The organism is Hartmannibacter diazotrophicus (genome assembly GCF_900231165.1).
Classification (GTDB): domain Bacteria; phylum Pseudomonadota; class Alphaproteobacteria; order Rhizobiales; family Pleomorphomonadaceae; genus Hartmannibacter; species Hartmannibacter diazotrophicus.
Genome location: NZ_LT960614.1, coordinates 911,444 through 937,386, shown reverse-complemented (window position 1 = coordinate 937,386; position 25,943 = coordinate 911,444). Strand labels below are relative to the sequence as shown.

The 25,943-nt window shown below is 64.0% G+C and carries 24 protein-coding genes; 14 read left to right on the top strand and 10 right to left on the bottom strand.

Going from position 1 to position 25,943, the window contains the following annotated elements; genetic code table 11:
* Positions 1 to 9 precede the first annotated feature (9 nt).
* The 3 genes from HDIA_RS04415 to HDIA_RS04405 all read right to left on the bottom strand — a co-directional run bounded on the left by HDIA_RS04415 (position 10) and on the right by HDIA_RS04405 (position 2,690).
* Positions 10 to 219, bottom strand: coding sequence for a hypothetical protein (locus tag HDIA_RS04415; RefSeq protein ID WP_099554733.1), 210 nt, complete (start codon positions 217 to 219; stop codon positions 10 to 12).
* Positions 220 to 416: 197 nt separating this feature from the next.
* The gene (locus tag HDIA_RS04410; protein WP_157775284.1) at positions 417 to 1,763 is read right to left on the bottom strand and encodes a serine/threonine-protein kinase; all 1,347 of its coding nucleotides are present in this window, start codon (positions 1,761 to 1,763) and stop codon (positions 417 to 419) included.
* A gap of 54 nt (positions 1,764 to 1,817) precedes the next feature.
* Positions 1,818 to 2,690 carry a c-type heme family protein gene (locus tag HDIA_RS04405; protein WP_099554729.1) on the bottom strand — a complete coding sequence of 291 codons (873 nt, stop codon included), beginning with the start codon at positions 2,688 to 2,690 and terminating at the stop codon, positions 1,818 to 1,820.
* A gap of 356 nt (positions 2,691 to 3,046) precedes the next feature.
* Between HDIA_RS04405 and HDIA_RS04400 the strand changes: the two genes are divergently transcribed.
* From HDIA_RS04400 to HDIA_RS04350, 11 genes are all read left to right on the top strand, one after another.
* Positions 3,047 to 4,009 (top strand): peptidoglycan-binding domain-containing protein, encoded by a 963-nt coding sequence (locus tag HDIA_RS04400; protein ID WP_099554727.1) that lies wholly within the window; start codon positions 3,047 to 3,049, stop codon positions 4,007 to 4,009.
* A 431-nt stretch (positions 4,010 to 4,440) separates the two neighbouring features.
* Positions 4,441 to 4,608, top strand: coding sequence for a Flp family type IVb pilin (locus HDIA_RS04395; RefSeq protein ID WP_099554725.1), 168 nt, complete (start codon positions 4,441 to 4,443; stop codon positions 4,606 to 4,608).
* 346 nt (positions 4,609 to 4,954) lie between these two features.
* Complete coding sequence (locus HDIA_RS04390; RefSeq protein WP_245884159.1) at positions 4,955 to 5,473, top strand: A24 family peptidase; 519 nt, start codon at positions 4,955 to 4,957, stop codon at positions 5,471 to 5,473.
* Between the two features lie 529 nt (positions 5,474 to 6,002).
* On the top strand, positions 6,003 to 6,776 hold the full coding sequence (gene cpaB, locus HDIA_RS04385; RefSeq protein ID WP_099554723.1) for a Flp pilus assembly protein CpaB: 774 nt from the start codon (positions 6,003 to 6,005) through the stop codon (positions 6,774 to 6,776).
* Between the two features lie 55 nt (positions 6,777 to 6,831).
* Positions 6,832 to 8,208 carry a type II and III secretion system protein family protein gene (locus tag HDIA_RS04380; RefSeq protein ID WP_197708099.1) on the top strand — a complete coding sequence of 459 codons (1,377 nt, stop codon included), beginning with the start codon at positions 6,832 to 6,834 and terminating at the stop codon, positions 8,206 to 8,208.
* Between the two features lie 25 nt (positions 8,209 to 8,233).
* Entirely contained in the window at positions 8,234 to 9,001 is a 768-nt protein-coding gene (locus tag HDIA_RS04375; protein WP_099554719.1) for a CpaD family pilus assembly protein, read from the top strand.
* 3 nt (positions 9,002 to 9,004) lie between these two features.
* Positions 9,005 to 10,297 carry a CpaE/TadZ family protein gene (locus HDIA_RS04370; protein WP_197708098.1) on the top strand — a complete coding sequence of 431 codons (1,293 nt, stop codon included), beginning with the start codon at positions 9,005 to 9,007 and terminating at the stop codon, positions 10,295 to 10,297.
* A 76-nt stretch (positions 10,298 to 10,373) separates the two neighbouring features.
* Complete coding sequence (locus HDIA_RS04365) at positions 10,374 to 11,855, top strand: TadA family conjugal transfer-associated ATPase (protein WP_099554717.1); 1,482 nt, start codon at positions 10,374 to 10,376, stop codon at positions 11,853 to 11,855.
* A 63-nt stretch (positions 11,856 to 11,918) separates the two neighbouring features.
* On the top strand, positions 11,919 to 12,926 hold the full coding sequence (locus HDIA_RS04360) for a type II secretion system F family protein (protein WP_099554716.1): 1,008 nt from the start codon (positions 11,919 to 11,921) through the stop codon (positions 12,924 to 12,926).
* A gap of 18 nt (positions 12,927 to 12,944) precedes the next feature.
* Positions 12,945 to 13,919 (top strand): type II secretion system F family protein, encoded by a 975-nt coding sequence (locus HDIA_RS04355; RefSeq protein WP_099554714.1) that lies wholly within the window; start codon positions 12,945 to 12,947, stop codon positions 13,917 to 13,919.
* A gap of 94 nt (positions 13,920 to 14,013) precedes the next feature.
* The gene (locus HDIA_RS04350; protein WP_245884157.1) at positions 14,014 to 14,472 is read left to right on the top strand and encodes a GNAT family N-acetyltransferase; all 459 of its coding nucleotides are present in this window, start codon (positions 14,014 to 14,016) and stop codon (positions 14,470 to 14,472) included.
* 74 nt (positions 14,473 to 14,546) lie between these two features.
* Here the strand turns inward: HDIA_RS04350 and HDIA_RS04345 are convergent, their stop codons facing one another.
* Positions 14,547 to 15,323, bottom strand: a complete 777-nt coding sequence (locus tag HDIA_RS04345) for a tetratricopeptide repeat protein (protein ID WP_210202877.1) — start codon at positions 15,321 to 15,323, stop codon at positions 14,547 to 14,549.
* 332 nt (positions 15,324 to 15,655) lie between these two features.
* Between HDIA_RS04345 and HDIA_RS04340 the strand changes: the two genes are divergently transcribed.
* Positions 15,656 to 17,044, top strand: coding sequence for a leucyl aminopeptidase family protein (locus tag HDIA_RS04340; protein WP_099554710.1), 1,389 nt, complete (start codon positions 15,656 to 15,658; stop codon positions 17,042 to 17,044).
* Positions 17,045 to 17,047: 3 nt separating this feature from the next.
* On the opposite strand, the gene HDIA_RS04335 is transcribed toward HDIA_RS04340, so the two are convergent.
* Both HDIA_RS04335 and HDIA_RS04330 read right to left on the bottom strand, forming a co-directional pair.
* The gene (locus tag HDIA_RS04335) at positions 17,048 to 18,406 is read right to left on the bottom strand and encodes a sensor histidine kinase (protein WP_099554708.1); all 1,359 of its coding nucleotides are present in this window, start codon (positions 18,404 to 18,406) and stop codon (positions 17,048 to 17,050) included.
* Positions 18,406 to 19,125, bottom strand: a complete 720-nt coding sequence (locus HDIA_RS04330; protein ID WP_099554707.1) for a response regulator — start codon at positions 19,123 to 19,125, stop codon at positions 18,406 to 18,408. The genes HDIA_RS04335 and HDIA_RS04330 overlap by 1 nt, the downstream gene beginning before the upstream one ends.
* A gap of 185 nt (positions 19,126 to 19,310) precedes the next feature.
* On the opposite strand from HDIA_RS04330, the gene HDIA_RS04325 reads away from it, so the two are divergent.
* The gene (locus tag HDIA_RS04325) at positions 19,311 to 19,619 is read left to right on the top strand and encodes a hypothetical protein (RefSeq protein ID WP_099554705.1); all 309 of its coding nucleotides are present in this window, start codon (positions 19,311 to 19,313) and stop codon (positions 19,617 to 19,619) included.
* 88 nt (positions 19,620 to 19,707) lie between these two features.
* Positions 19,708 to 20,610, top strand: a complete 903-nt coding sequence (locus HDIA_RS04320; RefSeq protein WP_099554703.1) for a sterol desaturase family protein — start codon at positions 19,708 to 19,710, stop codon at positions 20,608 to 20,610.
* A 2-nt stretch (positions 20,611 to 20,612) separates the two neighbouring features.
* On the opposite strand, the gene HDIA_RS04315 is transcribed toward HDIA_RS04320, so the two are convergent.
* The 4 genes from HDIA_RS04315 to HDIA_RS04300 form a co-directional block, all read right to left on the bottom strand.
* Positions 20,613 to 21,845, bottom strand: coding sequence for an NAD(P)/FAD-dependent oxidoreductase (locus HDIA_RS04315; RefSeq protein WP_245884156.1), 1,233 nt, complete (start codon positions 21,843 to 21,845; stop codon positions 20,613 to 20,615).
* A gap of 583 nt (positions 21,846 to 22,428) precedes the next feature.
* A complete protein-coding gene (locus HDIA_RS04310) occupies positions 22,429 to 23,193 on the bottom strand; it encodes an SDR family oxidoreductase (protein WP_099554701.1) in 765 nt (254 codons plus the stop codon).
* Between the two features lie 65 nt (positions 23,194 to 23,258).
* The gene (locus tag HDIA_RS04305) at positions 23,259 to 24,761 is read right to left on the bottom strand and encodes a sugar ABC transporter ATP-binding protein (protein ID WP_099554698.1); all 1,503 of its coding nucleotides are present in this window, start codon (positions 24,759 to 24,761) and stop codon (positions 23,259 to 23,261) included.
* A gap of 147 nt (positions 24,762 to 24,908) precedes the next feature.
* Positions 24,909 to 25,847 (bottom strand): sugar ABC transporter substrate-binding protein, encoded by a 939-nt coding sequence (locus HDIA_RS04300; RefSeq protein ID WP_099554696.1) that lies wholly within the window; start codon positions 25,845 to 25,847, stop codon positions 24,909 to 24,911.
* Positions 25,848 to 25,943: the final 96 nt, after the last annotated feature.

The window sequence follows — 25,943 nt, the reverse complement described above, 5'->3', positions numbered from 1 at the left end:
GACGATCCCTCAAGCCGACAGGCATTGCTTGCCCGAAGCCGTCGCCGCGATCACCCCGTCCGGTCGTTCCTTGGGGTCGATATCACATTGGTTTCGGCTGGTCATGCCGTTTGGCAGGAATTTGCGGCCTTCCTGCGCCCGCTCTTCGGCGAACACATGAAATGAGACCGGGATGATGAGCTGCGAACGTTGAATGTCCCGATGTCTGCCGAACGTCATCGACCGGGTCCGGCGCAGTCAAAGAGCCGGCAGGCCGCGATGCCATCGGGGCACCTGTCCACGTTCCGGAGACGGGAGGCGGCTACAGGGAGACGTCCCGATTGCCCCGTGTCTTGCCCCCTGTGTCTTGCGCTGTGAGGGGCACGCGTTGTCAGGCAGATCTCTTGGCATTGCGTCAATCCACTGGGACCAACGGCTTACCCAACCTTCGCCAAAAATTCCTCGCGATCCTTCGCATTCGGGATGTGGCCTGCAAGCGAGGAGCACAGTTCCTCGCGGCTGCGCGAGCGCTCCGCCGCCTTCTTGACCAGAATGCGCGCCATCGGCCCGACATGAGGCGTCAGCAGACGCGTGAGGGTCTGCAGGAGGTCGTCCTCCTCCCCGGCGGCGACCACCTGATCCGACGTTTGGGAAATGCAGCGCTGGATCGCCTCGCGAAAGGCCGCTCTTTCGTCCTCGCCAAGATGGGCGGCGAGGCTCTCGATCATGCGGTCGACGTCGTTGGTCGACGTCGCGGCGCTTCGAACGATGATCCGCGCGATCGGCCCGACTCTCTCGGCCAGCAGCGATTCGATCCCGCTGAACACCGTCTTCGGCATGCGCTCGGCAAGCGTGCCCGACATCGATCCGTCGGGCCGGCTGCCCAGGGATCCCGACGCCGGCGCCAGTGGGGCGACAACCGTCCCCTCCTGCGGCGGCGGGACTGCCTGGTCCACCCCCTCAAGTGCGCCCTCCAGCATCAGCTTGAATTCGCCGACGTCGGAGACGCGCAATGCCAGTTCGGGCGTCAGGGCCTTGTCCATGAGCGCATTGAGGCGTTCCGGAGCATGGGCGATACGCGTGCCGAGGCGATTGTAGCGCCCACGCAGGACCTGGACCGACAGTTCGCCAAGACCGTTCGCCGCATAGGGCTTCTGTCCGGTCAGCATCTCGTAGAGGATCACTCCGCAGGCGAACATGTCGGAGCGCTGGTCGATCTGGCCGCCATTGAACTGTTCCGGCGACATGTAGTGCGGCGTGCCGATGAGACCGCCCTGCGTCGCCCCCAGGGATTCGATCCTGGCAACGCCGAAGTCGGCCAGTTTGACACGCCCATCCTTGAATAGCAGGACGTTGGCCGGCTTGATGTCGCGATGGACGATGCCGACCTGATGGATGGCGGCGAGACCGTCGAGGATCTGCCCCATGACGGTCCTGATCTCCGCTGGCGGCAGGATATGGTCCGCCTCGAGGCGTTCGGCGAGCGTGCCGGCCTCGACATATTCCATCACGAGATAGGGTGTGTCCTCGACCTCCAGATAGTCGAAGATGGTCACAAGATTTGGATGAATGACGCGGCCGGCGGCCTTGGCCTCGCGCGCGAAACGCTCCAGCCAGGAGGTGCGCTCGGCGGCGGACGCAAGATGCGTATGCAACGCCTTGATGGCGACGACCCGGTCGATGCTCGGATCGTGGCCCTCATAGACGACACCCATCGCACCCTCGCCGATCACGCGGACAATGCGATAACGCCCTATTCGTTCCGGGTGAGAGGATGCGCTCACGTCCAGCCCTTAACTCCCTGTCCGGCAGGACGCGGGGTCAGTCCGGGCAGGGCTTCATTCCTCAAGCATCTTCATTGCACTGTCGAGACTACGGCGCATTCTATTGAAAGACCGTGAAAGCGATGCAATTTCGTCCTTGCCCGGCCGCTCGTACTCGGGAATGGAAAAATCGCCCAAGCTGGTCTTTTCCGCGATCTCGGCCATCTGCCTGACAGGCGATACGACAATGCGCCCAAGAAGCAGGTTTGTCACGGTCAGCACCAGCAGAAAGGCGACGCCCAGGCCGACCGCCAGGGCCATGACCGTGTCGCGGGTGTGCTGCTCGGCGACCTCCATCGGCACGTAGATGATCTGGGCGCCGATGATTTCGTTCATCTGCCAGCCGAACCCGTTTTCCGGACCGTAGAGATCGACCATCGCGGCGGGGGCCGCGGCCGGAACGGAGTGACAGGTCAGGCAGGCCTCATTGGTGATCTTGAGCGGATAGGCGACGGTGTAGAAGCGGCCCTCCTCCGTATCCCGCTCGATGGCGATATGACCCAGGCTGTCGTCGGCACGCAGCTTGTTGATGAGATCGGCTTCCCAGGGTTCGGCCAGATCGTCCGGATTGGTCGGGTTGAGAGCCGCTTCCTTGTAATAATATTCCGGATACGACTTGCGGAACTGCGCAAAGACCGTCTGGGCGGAAAAGGATGGCACCGACGGCGGAGCGAACAGGATGTCCTGACGGTCGCGCAGAAGCGGCAGGATGTTGTTCGACGTGTAGGCGCGGACCGCGAGGGCATTGCCGCGGATGACCTCGGTTTCCTGTTCGATGGCCGCAAGCGCGTTCCGGTTGGCAACCTGATAGGACAGGAACATGGCCAGTCCCATGCCGATCAGGCAGGCAAAGACCAGCACGATATTGAATTTGGCTCGCAGCCCCATAACGTCCCCCTGACCGCTTTCGTTCGTCCGGTTCGGTCCGGCGTCGCAAAGACCCGGGATCACCGTCTCCCAAACCCGAGACCGGCGGCCCCGATCGCCAGCAACACGTTCGAACCGGCCATCAACAGGATCGAATGAGCAGCCCTGTCTTGCAGCACGCCATGGCTGCCTGGCCGTCGAAACGAACCTCGCCACACATGTCAGGCAAGGACACCCCGGAATCTAAATCCCTTTTTTGGCCTGATCTATTGTAATCTTTATCTCATTCCATTTTATTTTCTAGCGGAGAGGACCAAGAACTCCGCTCTTGCGTAAAGATAGACAAATAAAATGCTACCCCGGCTTGGGAGATACCCATGACCTTTCGCTGCCTTGCACTGGCTCTTGCCGCCCTGATCTCGATGAACCAGGCGAGCCAGGCCGAAGACGTCTCGATCGTCAGCCTGGTGGTTTCGATCGGCGATGCCGGCCCGCAGGCGGACGCCTTCCAGGAGACCATGCGCGGCTTCGGTGCCGTCACCTTGCGCGCCGACAATCCGAAGGATTCAGAGCTGCGCAATCAGCTCTATCGCTTCGCCGACGAGGTCAAGCGCGCCGATGTCGGGATCGTGCTGCTGCTGGCCCCGTCGGTTGCGAACGGCCAGCGTGACTTCATCGTCCCGGCGGATACGAATCTCAACCGGGCGAGCGACCTTCTGACCCGATCCGTGCCCGTGTCGGCTTTTGCGCGCGCGGCCGACCTTGCCGGCGAGGGCGGTGTCGTCATCTCGATCCCGTTGCCGGCAGCCAACGAACTGCCGCAGAATGTCCGCCCGTCGAGCGGCACCGCGGAACGACAGGAGGGCATGGCTCCCATCGTTACGGTCCCAGCCACCTCTGCAAAGCAGGTGCTGACGGTGTTCCAGATTGCCAAGGATCAGGAGACCGTCGAATTTCCGGCCCTGCTCGCCCGCATCGAGACGCTGCCCGGCGTCAAGTCCACCTATAACTACGATCGAACCTTCTGGCTGCGCAGCCCGAAGGAGCCTGTCGCCGCGCCCGAGGCGGTTCAACTGCCGGCGCCCGTCGCGGAGTCCGTGGCGGCCGCACCACCGGACGCGGAACTCGATGTCTACACGCTGCAGGCCATCGAGCGGGGCGTCTCGCGCAATGTACGCCGCATCGCCCAGGAAGCGCTCAATGTCGGCGGCTACTATCAGGGCCCCATCGATGGCGTCTTCGGAGATCTGACGCGAGCCGCCATCATGGAATGGCAGAAGCAGGAAGGCGCCAAGGTGACGGGCTTCCTGACTCCTGACCAGTGGCAAGATCTGCAATGAAGGCGGAGCCGGCACTTTCGATCGGGCAGTGGCTGACCTCGCGCCTGGCGGATGGCGGAACCTTGCATGTGTTGCCGCCGCAAGCCGGTAACCGGCAGACCGTCCGACGGTGACCTGAATTTTTAGATCGACACCGCCCGTTGCGACGCGCCGACGAGGATGGCTCTCTCTCCACTCCCGCGGGACGCAAGACGCCTTGCAGCATTTTTCTTGAAAAAATATGGTCAACAAAAATAGAATCCACCCCCCAAAGTGGATTCATAATATTCTTTTTACTATGGAATGAATGATCTCAATTGCTGCCGGTTTCATCACTGAATTTAACTTCGTGGAAATTTCTGCCGGGTAGATTTTGCTTCGTCAAGCCGATCGAATAAAACAAAGAAGATCGACGGAAAGTGCTGTCAAACTCGGAAGTAAAGGACCAAGATATGCAGAAGCTGATTTCTCGTTTCGTCAAGGACGAATCCGGCGCCACGGCCATTGAATACGCCCTGATCGCTTCCCTGATCTCGGTGGCCATCATCACCGCAGCTCGTGCGCTGGGCGGCAACATTTCGGACGTCTTCACGAACATCTCCACCCAGCTCACCAGCTGACGGGCGATCGTCGCTGCACACTGGGAATGGTGTAACGGCGACATTCGTGAGCCGGCGCCTGACGGGGGCCTTTCAACGGCCGCTTCCGCAAGGGAGCGGCCGTTGCGCTTTTCGGTTTACGTCAAGCAGAAAAATCAGGTGACCACGTCAAGGCCCAGCGCTCCCCGCGGTCGGCGCCGCGATATATCAGTGATCGGACCCCTTGAGCCGCAATCGGCACGACCGCCGGCTTCGTCCCTTCATTTGCCGGAGGATTTACCCTTTCTTTGTCCTGGTGCGGCATTCTTCGTGAATAGGGCGCTCGCGCCCATCGCAACCGGATCGATTCTCCGAGGACATCGAACAGATGATCGTCATGCTGGCACTTGCCGTGCTGATTTTCCCGCTCACCATGATGGCCGCGGCCGTTTCCGATCTTCGCTCGATGATGATCTCCAACCGGCTCTCGCTGGCCGTCGCCGGCAGCTATCTCGTTCTGGCGCCGCTGGCCGGCTTCACCTGGGAGACGATCGGGCTCAGCGTCGCATTGGCCGCTCTCGTTCTCGTCATGACCTTCGCCATGTTTGCCCTCGGCTGGATCGGTGGAGGTGATGCCAAGCTCGTGACGGCGACCATGCTCTGGATGGGACCACAACACGCCGCCCAATTCGCCTTCGCCATGGCCATCGCCGGCGGCCTCCTGACCTTACTGATCCTGCTTTATCGCAGACTGCCACTGCCGATTGTTGCGGCCGACCAGAATTGGCTTGTCCGGCTGCACGGCGTTGAGACGGGCATTCCTTACGGCGTGGCTATCGCTGCCGGTGGCTTGTTGACGCTGCCCCAGACCCACTGGTTCGAGATTCTCTCCGTTCTGATGCCCTGACGGAGCCATTGCCGCACAGCGCGTGGCTCACGAGACTCTCGCCCTCCAATCCGATTTCCGTCGGTCGATTCACGGCCGCCGGCCCGATGTCGATCGACCCAACCGGGCATCCGCCGACCGACGGCCACAACCTTTGCGAAAGACAAAGCAACCAAAAGCTGCACATTGGCCGGGCGGAGTCTTGCGCCTTCGCTTGATTTTCCAGTGCCAAGTTGTTTTCGATCGCGACACTCCACGAAGCGGCCGAGGATCTTCGCTTACTGACCCCTGCCGGCCGAAATGCTTCGTTCTCGTTCCGGCGTTCTTTACCAAATGTTCATTGTATCCGCCAATTCACTGTTAACCATAAATTCAGAGCTTTGACCGCAAGTTGGCTCAGGTGAAGCAACAGGCTCGCCGAAGGCTTAGGATTCATGAGTTGCCGGCCCCTGCCGGCTGGTGTGGTGGCTCCCCCGCCTTGTCGGCGGTCGCGGGTGCAGGCCGGCCGAATGAATTGTCGAAGCGTTGCCTGAAGGTCGAGGACAAGTGAATGCGTCCGATTCAGTTGGTCATCATTGTCGTAGCACTTGGAGCCGCGGGTGCGGCCGCCATGCTCGCCATGAATCTGGCCAAGAAACCGGCAGCCAGGCAGGAGGTCGCCACACAGAGGGCGATTCCGGCCGAGGAAGTGCTCGTGCTGGCCAAGGACATTCCCATCGGCGGCACCCTGGACCGCGAAAGCCTCGCCTGGAAGGACTGGCCCAAGGGCGGTCTGAATGAAAGCTACATCATCCGCTCGAAGCGCCCCGAGGCGGTGACCGATATCGTCGGCATGCTGGCCCGCGCGCAGCTTCTGGCCGGCGAGCCTGTCCGTGAGGCGCGTCTCGTCAGTTCCGACCGCGGTTTTCTCTCCGCCATCCTGCCCAAGGGGATGCGCGCGGTAGCTGTGCGCGTCAATGCAGCGTCCACCGCCGGCGGCTTCATCCTGCCCAATGACAGGGTCGACGTGATGCTGACGAACGGTGGCGGCGAAGGATCCTCGGCAGTCGCCAGAGTGCTTCTGCGCAATATCCGCGTCCTTGCGATCGACCAGAAGGTCGACGACCCGCAGGACAAGAAATCGGTCGTCGCCCAGAATACGGCAACCCTCGAACTCACGCCGGAACAATCGCAACTGATTACCGCGGCCCAGCAGTCGGGGTCGATCTCGCTCGTGCTGCGCTCGATCGCGGACACCCAGACGGTCGACACCGACGACCACATGGAATCGACCATCAATGTCGTCAAATTCGGCGTGCCCTCGCATGTCAACGCCAGTGAGTAACGCCGAAGTGCCCAGCCCGATGTCGTCCGAAGTCGTGCCGCCAAGGAGCCCAGTCATGAAGTCGATGTTCAAGAGCCTGCTGGCGGCGGCGATGGTCGCAACGGCCCTGCTCTCCCCGGTCGGCCCGGCGAGCGCCGCCGATGCGAACTATCTCAGCATCGCCTCGGCAGACCAGCTCTCCGGACGGGTGATCAACCTCGGCCTCAACAAGTCGATGGTCATCGATGTGCCCGAGGATATAGTCGACGTCCTGATCTCCAATCCGACCATCGCCGATGCGGTCGTTCGCACCAAGCGCAAGATCTACCTGATCGGCAATGCCGTCGGCGAGACGAACATCATCCTCTTCGGACAGGGCAATCAGCAATTCGCCCAGTTCAATATTTCGGTGGCCCGCGACACAGCGACACTCGACGCCATGATCGCCAAGCTCATTCCGGGCTCGCAGGTTCACGTCGAGACGATCAATGACAGCGTCATCCTGTCCGGCACGGTCAAGACGCCCGCCGAAGCCGGCAAGGCGGCCGAAATCGCGGAAAAATACATCGGGTCGGCCGAGAAGATCGTCAACATGGTCTCGGTCGCGGAATCGGACCAGGTTCATCTCAAGGTCGTTGTCGCCGAAGTCGACCGCAACATTGTCAAGAACCTCGGCATCGACACCGAGTCCATCCTTCAGAACTCCGCCTTCGCCCTCACGGCGACAGGCTCGGGTCCCGGCGGCGCCCTGTTCCAGAATTGGGGGGCCGAGGCAGCGGTATCCGGCACAGTCGACACCTTCATTCAGGCACTGAACCAGCAGGGCATCGTGCGCACCCTGGCGGAGCCGACGTTGACCGCAACGTCAGGAGAATCCGCTAACTTCCTCGTCGGCGGCGAATTTCCCATTCCCGTCTCGCAGGACAACAACACGATCACCGTCGAGTGGAAGCAGTTCGGTATCAGCCTTGCCTTCACTCCGGTGGTTCTGACGCCCGGCCGCATCTCCCTGCGCGTCAAGAGCGAGGTTAGCGACCTTTCCACGGAAGGTGCGATCACGATCAGCGGCCTGACACTGAACTCTCTTTCGGTGCGCCGCGCTGAATCGACGGTCGAGCTTCCGTCCGGCGGATCGATGGTGATGGCCGGTCTCCTGAAGGACAATCTTCGCCAACAGGTCAAGGGCTTCCCCGGCCTCATGGACGTGCCGATTCTTGGCTCCCTTTTCAAGAGCAAGGAATTCGAGCGCAACCAAACGGAACTCGCCATCTTTGTCAGCCCCTATCTGGTCAAGCCGGTCGCGCCGTCGGCGCTGCAGAGGCCGGACAAGAACTTTGCACCCCCGAGCGATGCCAAGGCCATCTTCCTCAACAGGCTGAACCGCGTCTACAGCAGCTCTGCAAACCCGCCCAAGGGCAGCTACCAGGGCAAAATCGGTTTCATGTTCGAGTGATCGGCAGAACGGGAAAGAGCCAGACATGAGCAACAAGCCATCCTGCATTCCTGCCGCCAAGCGCGGGTCTCGCCTCCGCCGGGAGCGCTCCGGCAAGGCAATCGCCCTCCTCGCGGGCATGGCCCTGGCGACAGGCCTTGGAGCCTGCGTGAACGACGGTGAACTGACGACGTCTTCGCTGCAGGCCACGGATTATAGCGTTCGCCATCCGATCGTGCTCCAGGACGCGGAAACCACTCTCGACATTCCCGTCGGTCACGGGACCGCCGGCCTCGACGGCCGCGACCGCGACAACGTCCTCGCTTTTGCCAGCGAGGCCCGCGACAAGGGCACCGGGCCGCTCGTCATCCTGGTGCCAAGCGGTTCGGGCAATGAGCGTGCGGCGGGCTATATCGCCAAGTCGATCCGCAAGGCGGCCCTCAAGACAGGTCTGTCCAGCCGCAATATCGTAACCGAGAGCTATCCGGTTGGCGACGCCAATATCGCCGCGCCCGTCCGCCTCAGCTTCACGAAGATCGCGGCCGGCGTGCCGCATCCCTGCGGCCAGTGGACGGAAAACATCTATCGCGGCGGCTATGGCAGCAACGACATCGATTCCGAGTTCGGCTGCTCCAGCCAGGCAAACCTGGCCGCGATCGTGGCCGATCCGCGCGATCTCATCACGCCAAGGGCCTCGACCCCGGTCTCCGTCGACCGCCGCGCGGTCGTGATGGGCAAGTGGATCAAGGGCGAGAAGACGGCGGCATCCTATGGCGACGACGCCATGGGCCAGGCGTCAAGTGTGGGGAACTGAGTAATGTCCGACTATTCGTTCGACATGGATTCTGCTTCGGCCAGGATGGCTTCGCTGGACGTTCCGGCCGACGACTTTCGGCCCATCCCACGCATCTCGCTGCAGGCCTTCGTGGACAGCCCGGAGATCGCCAGGGTCCTGGACTCCATGGCCGCCGACCGCCGGATGGCGCGGACTCACGTCAAGATCCACATGGGCGGCCTCAATGCCGCCAACGACTTCTACCTGTCGGCGCCGACACCCAACCTTCTGATGGTGGAATCGCCAGGCGACGAGGCGGAACTGCTGGCGGGGCTCGACGAACTCGCGGGCATCTGCGATTCCGGTACCAAGGTCGTCGTCCTCGGGCTCAAGAACGACGTTTTCCTCTATCGCGAGCTGCTGCGTCGCGGCATCAGCGAATACCTCGTCTTTCCCTTCGACATGTTCTCGGTCATCCGCATGATCGGAGAGCTCTACTTCGATCCCAATGCGGAGCCCGTTGGCAGGACCGTGGCCTTCCTCGGGTCGAAGGGCGGCTGCGGATCGTCGACGATCGCCCACAACGTCGCCTTCTCCCTGTCCAAGGCCTCCGAGTCGGACGTCGTCATCGCCGACATGGATCTGCCTTTCGGCACGGCGGGTCTCGATTTCAACCAGGATCCGACGCAGGGCATCGCCGACGCGGTGTTCACGCCGGAGCGCATCGACGACGTCTTCCTCGACCGTATTCTTTCCAAATGCTCCGACAACCTGTCGCTGCTGGCCGCCCCGGCGACCCTCGAACGGGTCTACGATTTCAAGGACGACGATTTTGTCTCCCTGCTTGAGACCGTCCGTGTCGGCGTGCCCACCGTCGTCCTCGACGTACCTCATGTCTGGTCCGGATGGGTCAAGCGCACGCTTTCGGTGGTCGACGACATCGTGATCACAGCAACGCCCGATCTTGCCAGCCTGCGCAACGTCAAGAACATGATGGACCAGCTCAAACTGATCCGGCCGACCGATCATTCGCCGCGCCTGGTCCTGAACCAGGTCGGCATGCCCAAACGTCCGGAGATCAAGGCGGCGGACTTCGAGAAGGCCCTCAACATCTCGCCCGTCGCCATCGTGCCCTTCGACGCCGCGATGTTCGGTGCCGCCGCCAACAACGGCCAGATGATTGCGGAATACAGTCCCAAGAGCCCGACCGTGGGCATCTTCGAGGAAATCGGCCGGGTCATCGCCGGACGCGGCGTGGTGCAGAAGGCCAAGCGATCGGCTCTCGCCCCGCTGATGGCCAAGCTCGGCCGGGGCAAGACGAAAAAGAGTGCCTGACAACCTTGCCGGACGGCCAGGCGACCGCTGGCGCCGGCCTCCCCCGACATGGTGGAGTTGAGAAGGAGTTTTGGAGATGTTCGGCAAGCGCGGCACGTCCGGCCCCGCGGACTTCGGCAAAGGCTCGAAGCCGGCAACGAATCCGGCCGCCGATTCCGAACGGGCCGCACCGGCCGCCTCCGCCGTTGTGCGGGAGATTCGCGCCAGCGAGCCGGCCAAGGCGCCCCCGCCGCCTCCGCCGCCCCCGCCGATGTCCGAGCGGCCGAAGTCCGAGAGCTACTACGCGACCAAGACGTCGATCTTCTCCGCGCTGATCGACACCATCGACCTGTCGCAGCTCAGCAAGCTGGAACCGGACGCGGCGCGCGAGGAAATCCGCGACATCATCAACGACATCATCGCCCTCAAGGCGGTGGTCATGTCGATCTCCGAGCAGGAAGAGCTGCTCGACGACATCTGCAACGACGTCCTCGGCTATGGCCCGCTGGAGCCACTGCTCGCGCGCGACGACATCGCCGACATCATGGTCAACGGCGCCGGCACGACCTTCATCGAAGTCGCCGGCAAGGTTCAGAAGACGGGCGTCCGCTTCCGCGACAATGCCCAACTGATGAACATCTGCCAGCGCATCGTCAGCCAGGTCGGCCGCCGCGTCGACGAGGCGAGCCCGATCTGCGATGCCCGTCTTGCGGACGGATCGCGTGTCAACGTGATCGCGCCTCCGCTGTCCATCGACGGCCCGGCGCTCACCATTCGTAAGTTCAAGAAGGACAAGCTGACCCTCGGGCAACTGGTCAAGTTCGGAGCCATCTCGCCGCATGGCGCGACCGTCCTGGAGGTCATCGGCAAGGTGCGCTGCAATGTGCTCATTTCCGGCGGCACGGGTTCGGGCAAGACGACGCTGCTCAACTGTCTGACAGCCTTCATCGAACCTGACGAACGCATCATCACCTGCGAGGACGCGGCCGAACTGCAGCTGCAGCAGCCGCATGTCGTGCGTCTGGAAACCCGGCCGGCCAATCTGGAAGGCGAAGGCCAGATCACCATGCGCGACCTCGTCAAGAACTGCCTGCGTATGCGTCCCGAGCGGATCATCGTCGGCGAAGTGCGCGGACCGGAGGCCTTCGACCTGTTGCAGGCGATGAACACCGGTCACGACGGTTCCATGGGGACGCTGCACGCCAACAGCCCGCGCGAGGCGCTCAGCCGCCTTGAATCCATGATCACCATGGGCGGGTATGCCCTGCCCTCCAAGACCATCCGCGAGATGATCGTTTCGTCGGTGGACGTCATCGTCCAGGCCGCCCGCCTGCGCGACGGCTCGCGCCGCATCACCCACATCACCGAGGTGGTGGGCATGGAAGGCGACGTCGTCGTGACCCAGGACATCTTCGTCTACGACATGACCGGCGAGGACGAGCACGGGCGCGTCCTCGGACAGCATCGTTCGACCGGCATCGGTCAGCCGGCGTTCTGGGATCGGGCCCGCTACTATGGCGAAGAAAAGCGCCTTGCCAACGCGCTCGACTCCTCGGAAGTCGACGAAGTGGCGTTCTGAAACGGAACCGGCCAGCAGAGTCCACGAATGGCATAGAGGCGAAGGTCGCCGGAGAGCAGAGGAATGCCGATCAACCCCAATATAGCGATCCTGGCGATCGCCCTGCTTGTGATGCTGTCGGTCGGCGCCATCTTCTATGCGACGTTCTATCAAAGGATTACGAGCGAGAAGCGCAAGGAAAAGCGCTTCAGCATGGTCTCCTCCTCAGCCACAGACAGGGCCGAGGCGAACAGCCGCAAGGTTGACACGGCTCAGCGTCGCAGGAATGTCCAGGCGACACTCAAGGACATCGAGGTCAAGCAGAAGCACCAGGCGAGCCGCGGGCGCAATCCGCCGATGTCGCTGCGACTGCAGCAGGCCGGCCTCAAATGGAAGATGTCGCATTTCATCATCTTCAGCGTGATCAGCGCGATCGTCATCGGTACCGTCGCAAAGGTCCTCGGTGCGCCTCTGCTGGCCGCGCTCGGCGCGACCTTCGCCGGCGGCTTCGGGTTTCCGCGTTTCGTGGTCAATTTCCTGCGTAAGCGCCGGATGAATGCCTTCATCAACGAACTGCCGAATGCGGTGGAGGTCATCGTGCGCGGCGTGAAGGCAGGCCTGCCGCTCAACGACTGCGTCCGCATGATCGCGATCGACGCCAATGAGCCGGTGCGGACCGAATTCCGCTTTGCCGTCGAGACCATGCAGATGGGCATGACGATCGATCAGGCCGTCGGCCGGCTCTACGAGCGCGTCCCGCTGCCCGAGGTCAATTTCTTCGCGATCGTGATCGCGATTCAGGCCAAGGCCGGCGGCAATCTTTCGGAAGCACTCGGCAACCTTGCCCGCGTGCTGCGCGAGCGCAAGAAGATGCGGGCCAAGATCCAGGCGATGAGCATGGAGGCCAAGGCATCGGCCGTCATCATCGGCGCCATGCCGATCATCGTCGCGGTGCTCGTCTACATCACCAGCCCGGACTATATCAGCATCCTGTGGATCGACCCGATCGGCCAGATCATCATGGGCATTTCCGGGCTCTGGATGCTGATGGGCATCCTCGTCATGCGCAAAATGATCAACTTCGATATCTGACGGGAGGATCGACAGGATATGGATCAAGTCATCGCCACTGTCCGCGACCCGGCCTTCCTGATGTCGGTTGCCGTCGGCATCGCCATTTTCGGGACGATCCTCTCGCTGGCCATGCCGCTATTGTCTTCGGACAAGCTGGATTCGCGCATGAGGGCGGTCGCCATCGAACGCGACAAGATCCGGCAGCGCGAACGCGCTCGCCTGCAGACGGAATCGAAGGCGCGCGGCGCGCGGCGGGCAGAACCGAAGAAATACATGACGAACCTCGTCGAGCAGTTGAGCCTCAAGCAGGCTCTTGCGGACGACAAGACGGTGGAGAAGCTTCGACTGGCCGGCTACCGCGGCGAGGCGCCCATGACGGCGCTGCTGTTCGCGCGCTTCGTGCTGCCCTTCGCCACCTTCGCGATCACGGCGCTCTATCTCTTCGTCATCCTCGATATCGACCAGCCCACGTCGGTCAAGCTTCTCATTTCGCTGTTCGGCGCCTATGCGGGCTTCTATGCGCCGGTGATGTTTCTCTCCAACAAGGCGCAGAAGCGACAGTTCTCCATCAAGCGCGCCTTCCCCGATGCGCTGGACCTTCTGCTGATCTGCGTGGAATCGGGCATGTCCGTCGAGCAGGCCTTCCGCAAGGTGGCCGAGGAGATCGGCGTTCAGTCCATCGAGCTTGCCGAGGAACTGAGCCTGACGACGGCCGAACTCTCTTACCTGCCCGACCGCAAGAAGGCCTATGAGAACCTTGCCGCGCGCACCGGGCTTGAAGGCGTCAAGTCGGTCTGTCTCGCCCTCATGCAGGCGGAACGCTACGGCACGCCGCTCGGCACGACCTTGCGCACCATGGCCCAGGAAAACCGCGACATGCGCATGAACGAAGCGGAAAAGAAGGCGGCCGCCCTGCCCCCGAAGCTCACCGTGCCGATGATCCTGTTCTTCCTGCCGGTGCTCTTCGCCGTGATCCTGTCGCCGGCCATCATCAAGGTGATGGAGTACTGATCCCCGCCGCCCGCCGCGCCTCAACAACGCGTCGCCGGTCCCTATCGAACCTCCGGCGAGCGCCGCACGGTTCGCATTGCGCGGGAGCGTCAAGTTGACATTCGATATTCGTCCGGCGCTGGTTGCCGACCTCGACACGGTGGTCGACATCACCCGTCGGGCCTATGACGTCTACCTGCCGATCCTCGGCTATCCGCCCGTGCCGGTGACAGAAGATTACGCCCCGCGGATCGCACGCGGCGAAGTCTGGCTCGGTCTGGAAGACGGGGCAATCGCGGCGCTCATTGTCATCGAGCGCGACGTCGATCACGACATGATCTTCAGCGTCGCCGTCGACCCCGATCATGCAGGCTACGGCTATGGCCGCCGGCTGATCGATTTTGCGGAAGAGCGCGCGCGGGACGCGGGACGGGCAACGATCCGTCTCTACACCAATGCCCTCATGACGCGGAACATCGCGCTTTACAAGCGTCTGGGATTTGAGGAAACAGGCCGGCGGCCCAATCCGAAGCGCCCGGTCTTCACGATCGTCGACATGACCAAGAGGCTATAGCGGCGCAAAAAAAGGGCTGCGGCCAAGCATTTCAGCGCAGCCCAGCCTCACTCATTCGGATCGGGTTCGTTGCCTCAGCCCTGGCGGGTCTTCTTCTCGCCGGCCTCGATCTCCTTCCAGCGGTCGGCCTGCGCCATCATCGCCTTCAGGTAGGAGATGTTGGCAGCCGCCTGGTCGGGATTGATCTCGTTGCGGGCGACGGCCTCCGCTTCGGAGAACTTGCCTTCGAGGCCAAGCACGAGCGCGAGATTCTGGCGGATGCGGCTGTTGGCGCGCGGCTGAACGCTGGCGCGGCGCAGAACCTCTTCCGATTTTTCCAGGTTGCCCGACAGAAGATAGCTGAGACCGAGATTGTTGAGCACGGACGGTTCGTCGGGAACGATCGCCAGCGCCTTGCCGTAGAGGTCGCGCGCGCTCGCACCGTTGCCGATCTGATCGAGGATGGCGCCCTCGGCCGAGAGCAGGGCCCAGTCCGGGCGGTCGGGACGCTGGGCGCGGCGGATCACCTCCAGCGCCTGCTGGAAATCGCCGTTGGCGGCCAGCGCCTTGCCGTAGGACGCGGCCATGACGCGGTCATCCTTGTACTGGATGACGCCCTGCTGCAGGACGGCGATGGCCTGGTCCGTGTTGCCGGAGAGGCGAAGGGCGGCCGCATAGTTGAGGATGGTCCCACGGTCCTTCGGGTTCTGGTCGTAGCGCTGTCCCCAGGACCGGGCCGCCGATGCGAGCTGATCATCCGTCAGATTGGTCGATCCCGTAATCGTCGCTCCGCCGTGGGTGCCGACCGCCTGCTGCGAAGCACAGGCTGACAGGAACACGCCGCAGGCGAGCGGCAAAGCAAGGCTCAACATGCGCAGACGCGGCTGACGAGAGACGGCTACAGACGAACGGCACATGACTTCTGGCTCCGCGAACGGGACAACTGGACTTCCTGACTTTTGTAGTTCGTTAACCCTAATACCCGGTTAACCGGGCAGCATTCCTTTCCCGGGGATGGTCTTTGCAGCGTTCCGAGTTGACTATCCGGCAGGGTGGCGAGGAGACGATCCTGCCAAAGGCCATGGAGCGGGCGATTCCCTTCCCACGGAAAATCGGCTAAGCCTTGAATGCGCTTCGCGCACCGGACCGCATTCCCGCAGTCCGCGCTAATTCCCTCCCTTCAGCCCCCGCGGAGACCCGTCTCGTGCTTTCCTTCTTTGCGCCCAGCGATACGACCGATCCTGCCTGCCCGATCCACGCGGTGACCGCCGACGGGCTGGAGGAAACGCTGGCCGCCCTTGACCCGGAAGCGGGTGCCTGGGCGAAGGCCTGCGGCTTCAAGGCGGATGCCGGGGCGGTTCTCCTCGTGCCGGGCGATGAAAAGGCCGTTGCCGCGGTGCTCTTCGGTCTCGGCAAGGCCGACGATCCGGCCCGTCCGGCGTTTCTGACCGGACGCCTGCCCGCCAGCCTGCCTGACGGCCTCTATCGCCTCGCCACCTTCGAGGGAGACCTGTCGCTGGCCGTGCTCGGCTGGGCGCTCGGCTGCTACCGCTTCGAACGCTACGTGAAGCCGAAGGAAAAATCCCTCCGGCTGGTGATGCCGTCGACGGTGGATGCGAAGGAACTCGAAAGCCTTGCCGGCGCCGTCTTCATGGTGCGCGATCTCGTCAACACACCCGCCAACGACCTCGGACCGGCCGAACTCGCAGCGGCGGCCTTCCGGCTTGCCAACGACAATGGCGGCCACTACCGCGAAGTGGTCGGCGAGGACCTGCTCACGGAAAACTATCCGCTGATCCATGCGGTCGGCGCGGCCAGCAGCCGGGCTCCGCGCCTGATCGATTTCACCTGGGGCGACGAGACCGCGCCGAAGGTCACGCTGGTCGGCAAGGGCGTCTGCTTCGACACGGGCGGGCTCAACATCAAGCCTGACAGCTCCATGCTCCTGATGAAGAAGGACATGGGCGGCGCGGCCAACGTGCTCGGCCTTGCCCGTCTCATCATGGAGGCCAAGCTCAAGCTGCGCCTGCGCGTCCTGATCCCCGCCGTCGAGAACTCGATCTCCGGCAATGCCTTCCGCCCGGGCGACATCTTCCCGAGCCGCAAGGGCCTCACCGTGGAGATCGGCAACACCGACGCGGAAGGCCGTCTCGTCCTTGCCGACGCGCTGGCGCTGGCGGACGAGGAAGAGACGGATCTCATCGTCGACATGGCGACACTCACGGGCGCGGCCCGCGTTGCGCTCGGGCCCGATCTGCCGCCGGTCTATACCCACGACGACACGCTTGCGGCCGACCTTGCGAGCGCCGGCGAGAGTGTCGGCGATCCGCTCTGGCGCATGCCGCTCTGGGCGCAATACGACAAGCTGCTGGCCTCCAAGGTCGCCGACGTCAACCATATCTCCAGCGGCGGCTTTGCCGGGTCCATCACGGCGGCGCTGTTCCTTGCCCGCTTCGTGGAGAACACGAAGAGCTGGCTGCACGCGGACATCTTCGCCTGGGTGCCAGCGGAAAAGCCGGGCCAGCCGGTCGGCGGCGAGGCGCAGGTGATCCGCGCCCTGTTCGAGGTGCTGAAAAGTCGCTATCCGGCCTGACCGTCAATCGGTCTCGGACGGCACGAAAGCCGGCAGGCGGACGATGACCCTCGCCCCGCCCTCCGGCGCGTCGTCGATGGCGAGTGTACCGCCGTGGGCATCGGTCAGTGTGCGGGCAATGGCAAGGCCGAGGCCCGCCCCGCCCGTGGCGCGGTTGCGCGAGCCTTCCAGCCGCACGAAGGGCTCCAGCACCGACGCGCGCCGCTCCACCGGAATGCCCGGTCCCCGGTCATCGACCGTCACGCGATGGACGGCGCTTTCGTCCATCCGCTCGGTTTGCAGGGTGATCCTCGCACTGCCGCCGTATTTGACCGCGTTCTCGATCAGGTTGCCGAAGATGCGGCGGATGGCGAGGCGGTCGCCGATCACGAGCGCCTCCCTCTCCCGCAGATCAAGCGTGACGTCCGCCCCCGTCGCCCGTCGGTCATCGACCTCCTCGCGAAGGCAGTCGGCAAGGTCGAGAAGTTCGCTCGGCTGCTCGCCGGACCCGGCCCGGCCGGCGAGCAGGGCATCGTCGAGCAGGCGGATCATGTCGGCGATGTCGCCGACCGCCCGTTCGCGTTCCGCCGCGTCGGGGATCTGCTCGACGCGCAGACGCAGGCGCGCGGCGAAGGTGCGCACATCATGGGAAATACCCGTGATCATCGCCATGCGGGCGGCGAGCAACTGGTTGAGACGCGCCTGAAGGCGATCGAAGGCGCCGATCAGCGCCTTGATCTCCGGGGCGCTGCGACGAGGCCTTGGCAGGTCCACCGGACGGTCCGTGAGGTCGAAACGATCGACAGCCGCAGCGAGGCGGGAGAGCGGGCGCGTTTCGCGGAGCGCCAGCAACAAGGTCGCAAACGCAAGCAGCGTCCCCAGCATCGCCGCGCCATAGCCCACAGGCAGTCCGAACCATGTCAACGTGAAGAGGCTCGCCGTGTCGATGACGAGCCATTCGCCCGTCCTCAGGTGGATGCGAAATTCCAGCGCCTGTCCCTGTGCGAGCCTAGCCGCCGGCAGACGGCGGAAGAGCGAGTTCTCGGGGACGACGAGCTGAAGCGTCCGCTGCCCCAGCGCGGCCTGATAGCCCGCAATCAGCTCCGGATCAGCCAAGGGCAAATCCGGACTGGCATCCGGTTCCGCGACGATACTGGGCACGAAACTGGCGGTCGTCAGCGCCTTGAACAGATCGGCGCGCTCGGCCGGCGGCGTACGCTCCACCAGCGCCACCACGGCGGCGATCCGCTCGGGCGCCGGCGTGACGGCATTCGTTTCGGGCACACGAATGCGGTAGTAGACGGCGATCATGATGGTCCAGGCGACAATGATCCCGAGGACGGCGATCAGAACGATCCGCGCGGCGATGGTGAGGCGCGCCATCAGGGCACCTGCCGGACCTGGGCCGTGAAGAGATAGCCGCCGTTGCGCACCGTGCTGACGAGACCGGACGGGGCGCCGGCATCCGAAAGCTTGCGCCGCAGCCTTGAGACCAACATGTCGACGGTGCGGTCGAAAGGATCCGCGCTGCGGCCGCTGACGCGGTCGAGAATCTGGTCGCGGGAGAGAACCCGGCGCGGGCTCTGGACAAAGCAGGCGAGGAGGTCGAATTCGGCTGTGGTCAGCGTCAGGACGTCCGCGCCCGACGCCGTGACCTGCCGCGCATCGAGATCGACGATGAAGCTCTCGAAGGCAAGACGGCGGTTCTGGACCGGAACGACCATGGCGCCTCGGCCGCGCCGGAGCAACGCACGCACACGGGCGAGAAGCTCGCGCGGCCCGAAGGGCTTGACCAGATAGTCGTCGGCGCCGAGTTCCAGTCCGATCACACGGTCGATCTCGTCGGCCTTCGCCGAAAGGATCAGGATCGGCATGTCGCTCTGAGCCCTCAGGCGGCGGCAGATGGAAAGCCCGTCCTCGCCCGGCAGCATCAGATCGAGAATGACGAGATCGGGCACAGTGCGCTGCAGGCAAAGATCCATCGCCTCGGCGCTCTCGGCTTGCGCAAGCAGGAAGCCCTCGCGCGCAAGCAACTCGCCGACAAGCCGGCGAATATCGGCGTCGTCCTCGACGATCAGGATGGTGGCGGGCGCTGCGGTCATCTTTCGCTTATGCCTCGCGCTCGGCGTTCCGGCAAGCAGAAGCCTCTGATTTTACAAGTTTCTACCGACCATTGACATTTGGTGACAAACGGATGCCTCCCCGTCAAAGGGCGATGACAGCGCGCCTGCATCGTCTCCTCGCTGCCCGCCGAACGCGGGAAACGTCCCAATGAGGAGATTTCATCATGACCAGATTGCTCGCCCTCTCCACCGCCGTCGCCCTCTTCGCGACCCTTGCCGCCACCGACGCCAACGCGTGGGAGCGCAACTCGACCACGACCGGCTCCTATGGCCGCACCTTTTCCACCCACGCGACGGGAAGCTGCTACGGCGGCACCTGCTCGCGCAGTGTCACGCGCACCGGGCCCTACGGCGGGACGGCGACGACGAACGGCGCGGTGAACTGCTACGGCGGGGCCTGCAACTACGGGCGGACCACCACCGGCGCCTATGGGCGCTCGGTGACGACGCACGGCACGATCACCCGCTACTGACCACCGCCCTCCTCTCGCGCCAGGTTCCCGCTTCTCGCCTCAACGAAGCGGGGGCCTGCCTTCCGGACCGCCTGCCGAAGATACCACCATGCCGACATTGCCAACGTTTTCCGACCATTCGAGCCTCAGACTGACTGTCCTCGGGCTGGCGCTCGGGTTCATGCTGCTCGAATACCTCCTGAGCCGCCTTGCCAGCCATGATCACGAAACCCACGACCTGAAGGAAAGCGCCGCGTCGCTTGTTCTCGCGGTCGGCCAGAACCTCCTGCGGGGTCTGGAAGCGGGTCTCGTCGCGCTGCCCTTCGCGCTTGCCTACGAGCACCGGCTATTCGACTTCGACACCTTCACCGTGACGGCGCTTCTCGCGCTCTTCATCCTTACCGAGTTCGTCTACTACTGGCACCACCGGGCCTCGCACCGGGTGCGCTGGCTGTGGGCAACGCATGCGGTGCATCATTCGGCGACGAAGCTCAATTTCACCGCCGCGATCCGGCTCGGCTGGACCGGTAACATCTCCGGGCACTTCGTCTTCTTCCTGCCGATCGTCTGGCTGGGGTTCAATCCCTTCGCCCTCATCGGGATGCTCGGGATCAACCTGCTCTACCAGTTCTTCCTGCACACCGAGTTCGGCCCGCGTCTCGGTCCGCTGGAATGGGTGCTGAACACGCCCACCCACCACCGCGTCCATCACGCCTGCAACCGCGACTGCCTCGACAAGAATTACGGCGGGATGCTGATCGTCTTCGACAGGTTGTTCGGCACGTTCACCGAAGCACCGGCCGGCGAGCCGCTGCGCTACGGCCTTGTCGGGGTTCGGCCGAGCAACAACCCGCTCAGCATCGCACTTGGCGAATGGGGACGCATGATCCGCGACGTCCGTCAGGCAGACGGCCTCGGGGCCAAGCTCGCCGTGATCCTGGCGCCGCCCGGCAGCAAGCCGAAACGGCGGGAAGAGGCGCGTCTGGATCGGCCCGTCACCGAGAAACGATAAGGTCAGGCGGCGGGCTGGGCTGCGGCCTTGAGGTTGAAGTCGACCGCCTCAAGCGCCGCACGGGTGACAGGCGTTCCCGACGCCAGCAGCCGGCGCGCCATCATGTGGTCTGCCGGCACATTGACCGTCTCGACGCCGATGAGCTCGCCCTTGCGAAAGCAATAGGCGGACAGGCGGCCGGGACCGGGCTCGCGCACCACAACGTCGTCGGCGTCGTCGGTGAGGCCGGCGATCTGGAGCTTGAGCGGTCCCTGGTCGCTCCAGAACCAGGGCACGACATCATAGGGCGCCGGCCGCCCGACGATATGGGCCGCGACGCATTTCGCCTGATCGACAGCGTTCTGCACCGACTCCAGCCGGACACGGCGGCCGCTGCGGGCATGGATGAAGCTGGCGCAATCGCCAATTGCCGAGATCGCCGGATCGCTCGTCAGCATGATGGCATCGACGACGACGCCATTGTCGATCTCAAGGCCCGCCTCCGCCGCGATCTCCACATTCGGCACGACACCGGCGGCGACCAGCACCATGTCGCCGTCGATCGTCCTGCCGTCCTTCAGTTCGACGCCGGCAACCTTGCCCGTGCCATCGTCCAGAATGCGGGCAGCCATGGCGCCCTGCTTCACCTCGACGCCGTTTTCGCGATGCGCCTTCAGGAAGAATTCCGAGACGGCGGGCGAGACGACCCGGCCCATCAGGCGCGGCATCGCTTCCAGAACCGTGACCTCGAGCCCAAGGGCACGCGCGACGGCGGCAAATTCCAGTCCGATGAAGCCGCCGCCGATGACGATCACATGCCGGCAACCGCCGATCCGCTCGCGGATATCGTTGGCGTGGGCGAGCGTGCGCATCTCGACGACATTCTCGAGCCCGGCGCCTTCCAGCGGCAGCTTGCGGTTCCGCGTGCCGACGGCGAGCACGAGGTAATCGTAGCCGAGCGTGTCGCCATTGGAGAGCGCGACCGTCTTTGCCTTGCGGTCGATGGACGTGATCCGGGTCTCTTCGATCAGTTCGATCGACTGGGTCTCGAAGAAGTCCGGCGCACGGAGCAGAAGCCGGCTCGCATCGCCCTCCTTCAGATAGGTCTTGGACAGCGGCGGACGCTGGTAGGGCAGGCCCGGCTCCTCGCCGACCATGACGATGCGGCCCTCGAAACCGTCCTGCCGCAGGCTGGCCGCGACCTGCAGTCCGCCCTGCCCCGTTCCCGCAATCACCACGACATTGTCCGACGTCACTGGCCGTCCTCCAGAAATCACCGGGCGCGAACGCCCGTCACCATCGAGATGGGCCGTCCGGCTTGCCCGGTCACCGATTCATTTCGCGAAGGCTGGCTTAGCACGGATGAAAGCGGCACGGCCATATCGGCCCGAGCGGTCGTTGCGGCCGCCGGTCGCGACGGCGGGCAGGAATTTCCGCCTTGCTGACCGCCCTGCGGGAAATTCGTGCCGGCATTATTTCCGGCCGAAACAAATCCCGTCTTGCCGTTACACGCACGGGCAATTTGATACACGTAAATTATTGAAAATAATAACAATTCAGGTTACCAACATCGCAGCAACGCCGTGTGTTGCCCGGCATGTCGATGTCGGACTTCCGAGACCAACTCCCACCGCATGCGGATGATGCCGACAGTCCGTCGCCGCCGGATCCGAACCAGCCCGGACCGGCGTTCAGATCGCAGGAAAGACCGCATTCAATCCTGCGTGACGAGCCGCATCCGCTGTCGGTCGAAGCCCCTCCCAGTGAGGGGCTTCTTTTTCGGCGACCTGTCGAGGCGAGGACCTTATTTCATCCCGTGCCCCTTAGCCGCCGAGCGGTTCACCAGCACTCGAAGCCGCCGTCGACGAGAAGGTCGACGCCCGTGACGAAGGACGCGGCCCGGCTGAGCAGGAATACCGCCGGGCCGACCATCTCGTCCGGCGTCGCCATGCGCTGCATCGGGGTTTCGCGCTCGAAGATCTTGCGCTGCTCGGCGACCTCGGGGCGAAGGTTCATCGGCGTCAGGGTGTAGCCGGGGCTGATGACGTTGACGCGGATGCCGCGCTCGACCCATTCCATGGCAAGGCTCTTGGACAGATGGATCACGCCCGCCTTGGAGCTGTTGTAGTGAGCCTGCGTCAGGCCGCGATTGACGATGGAGCCCGACATGGAGGCAATGTTGACGATGGCGCCCTTGCCGTTCTTCAGCATCACCCGGCCTTCCGCCTGACAGGAGAGAAAAACGCCCGTCAGGTTGACGTCGATCATCTTCTGCCACTGCTCGAAGGGCAGATCCTCGGCGGGCGCCGCGTTGGCGATGCCGGCACAGTTGACCGCGAGGGTGAGGCCGCCAAGATCGGCCACCGTCCGGTCGACAGCGGCGGCAAGCGCGGCGGCATCGGTCACGTTGCCTTCGGTGACGAGCGCCTTGCGTCCCCTGGACGCGATGGCGGCTTTCGTCTCCTCCAGCCCCCTGGAGCCCGGCAGGTCGAACAGGGCGACATCGGCTCCGGCCTCGGCAAGTCCGACGGCGATGCTCTGGCCGATACCGCTGCCGGCCCCGGTTACGAAGGCGACTTCACCGGCCAGATCGAAAAGCGACATTCCATTCACTCCCAAGACTCTCAAGACCCGCAGGGGGCCGTTGTTTGCGTTTTCGGCGGGGCCGCTCAGGTGGTGGCAAGTTCCATCACCTCCACACGGCCAGCTTGATCGTGCGGCAGGATTCCCCGGTTACGGCCACGGCTCAGCACCATGATGCGGTGGGAGAGCCCCAGAACCTCGTCGAGGTCGGAACTCACCACGATGACGGCCATGCCCCGGTTGGCAAGATCGGTGATGACGTCGTAGATTGCGGCTCGGGCGCCGACATCGATACCGCGTGTCGGCTCGTCGAGGATGACCACCTTCGGCCCGCGCGAAATGCATTTGGCGATGACGACCTTCTGCTGGTTGCCGCCGGAGAGTTCGCCCGCGCCCTGCCCGGCGCGCCCCTTGATGCCGAAGCGACGAATGGCGCTCTCGGCAAACCGGCTGACGGCACCGGGGCTGACCCAGTTGGCCGGCGCGATGCTGTCGTAGTTGCCGAGCGCGAGGTTCTCGGCAATCGAATGCTGAAGAACGAGCCCCTGCGCCTTGCGGTCCTCCGGAACGAGGACGATGCCCTTTGTGAGCGCATCGCGCGGATGGGAAAGCCGGATCGGCTTGCCTTCGATGCGTACCTCGCCGGAGGCGAGAGGATCGGCGCCCGAGATGGCCCGCACGAGTTCCGTGCGTCCCGCGCCGACGATGCCGGCGATGCCGAAGACCTCGCCCGCCTTGACCGAAAAGCTGATGTCGGAGAAGGCGCCCTCGGCGCTCGTCAGTCCCTCGACCTTGATCAGAGGCTCGCTGTCGACGGTGCGGATCGCCGGGAACATGCGGTCGATCGAGCGGCCCACCATTTCCTCGACCAGCGTCTTGACCGGCACCTGCGCGGTCTCGTGGGTGGCGACCAGACGGCCGTCGCGCAAGACGGCGACGCGGTCGGCGATGCGGGCGATCTCGTCGAGGCGATGGCTGATGTAGATGAAGGAGACACCCTCGGCCTTGAGCTGCGCGATCTGCTCGAAGAGGCGGTCGGTTTCCTCGCCGCCGAGCGCCGCGGTCGGCTCGTCGAAAATGAGGAGTTTCGACTGAAGGGTGAGGGCTTTTGCGATTTCCACCTGCTGCTGGGCAGCGACGCGCAGGTCGCGCACGAGCATGGTCGGCGGCAGGTCGAGGCCGAGGCGATGAAGCTGCTCGCTGGCAAGGCGGTTGATGAGCGCGCGGTCGACGCGCCCGCCGCGCGTCGGCAGGCGGCCGACGAAGACGTTCTCGGCGATGGAGAGATCCGGCAGCAGCCGCATTTCCTGATGAATGAGTCCGATGCCGGCGGCGAGCGCATCGGCCGGCGAGGCCGGCGCGTGCGGCTCTCCCTGCCAGGTCATGGTGCCTGCCGTCGGCTGCACGAGACCGGCGATGATGGACGAGATCGTCGACTTGCCGGCACCGTTCTCGCCGAGAAGCGCCAGCACCTCGCCCTTGCGCACATCGAGACCGACGTCGGAAAGGACCGTCACGGGACCATAGTCCTTGCCGATGCCACGGACCGTCAGGACGGTCTCGCCGTCCGCCGCTTGCTGTGTCGTCATCCCGGTCTTCCGATTGCTTGTCCGTTGGCAAAGGGCGGTCCCGCCCGAAGCGGGCGAGACGGTCTTTCGCGATCCTGACTACTGCGAAAAAGGGACGGGACGCCCCGCGCGCCTTTCAGCCCGCGGAGCGGCCCGTCAGGTCGCGGTTCAGGGATGTTCCTTGATGAACCCGTCGACGTTGTCCTTCGTCGTCAGCGTCGCGTCCTGGAGCTGTTCGGCCGGGATCTCCGTTCCGGCGACGAGCGCCATCGCGGAATCGACGCCCATGCGGCCCATCTTCTGGGTCTGCTGGGTGGCGGTGACGTCGAAGACACCTTCCTTCAGCGCTTCGAGCGCAGCCGTGTCACCGTCGAAGCCGGCGATCCAGATGCGGTGGCCGAGGTTGGCGACCTTCACCGCCTGAGCAGCGCCGAGTGCCAACGCGTCAGCCTGACCGAAGATGATCGAGACGTTCGGGTTGGACTGCAGAAGATCCTGGGTCAGCTTGAAGCCTTCGTCCTGATGCCAACCCTCGCTCCAGAGTTCGCCGACGATCTTGATGTCAGGATAGTTGGCGAGCGCCTCGCCGCAGCCCTTGGAGCGGTCGACCTCGGGGGTCGTGCCCTTCTGGCCATGGATGATGATCATCTCGCCCTTGCCGCCGGCCTGCTTGGCAATGTAGTCGCAGACCTGACGAGCCGAGGTGACGCTGTCGGTGGCGATGAAGGTGTCGCCCGGCGCGCCTTCGGCATTGCGGTCGATGTTGACGACCGGGATGCCCGCGGCCTTGGCGGTCTTCACCGGCACGGAGGCGGCGGTGGCGCCGGCGGGGATGTAGATCAGCGCGTCGACGTTCTGGGCGATCAGGTCCTGCACCTGGCTCACCTGCGTGGCGGCATCGCCCTTGGCGTCGACGGTGATCACCTCGATGCCCTTGGTCTTGGCGTAGGCCTCGACGGACTGCTTGATCTGGTTGAAGAAGTTCGCCTGCAGGTTGGCGACCGCAAGGCCAAGCTTCTTGAGCTCGGCTGCGGACGAAGGCTGGACGACACTGGCCATGGCCAGGGCAGCGGTGGCGGCCAACAGGGCGGCACGACGTGTAAGCATTGCATTTCCTCCATTGTCAGTCTGTTTGCCGTGCCGTCGGGCTCTCCCCTTCGGCCTAAGGCTGGCTTTTCTTGGTCCACGTGGACCTCTTTTCGC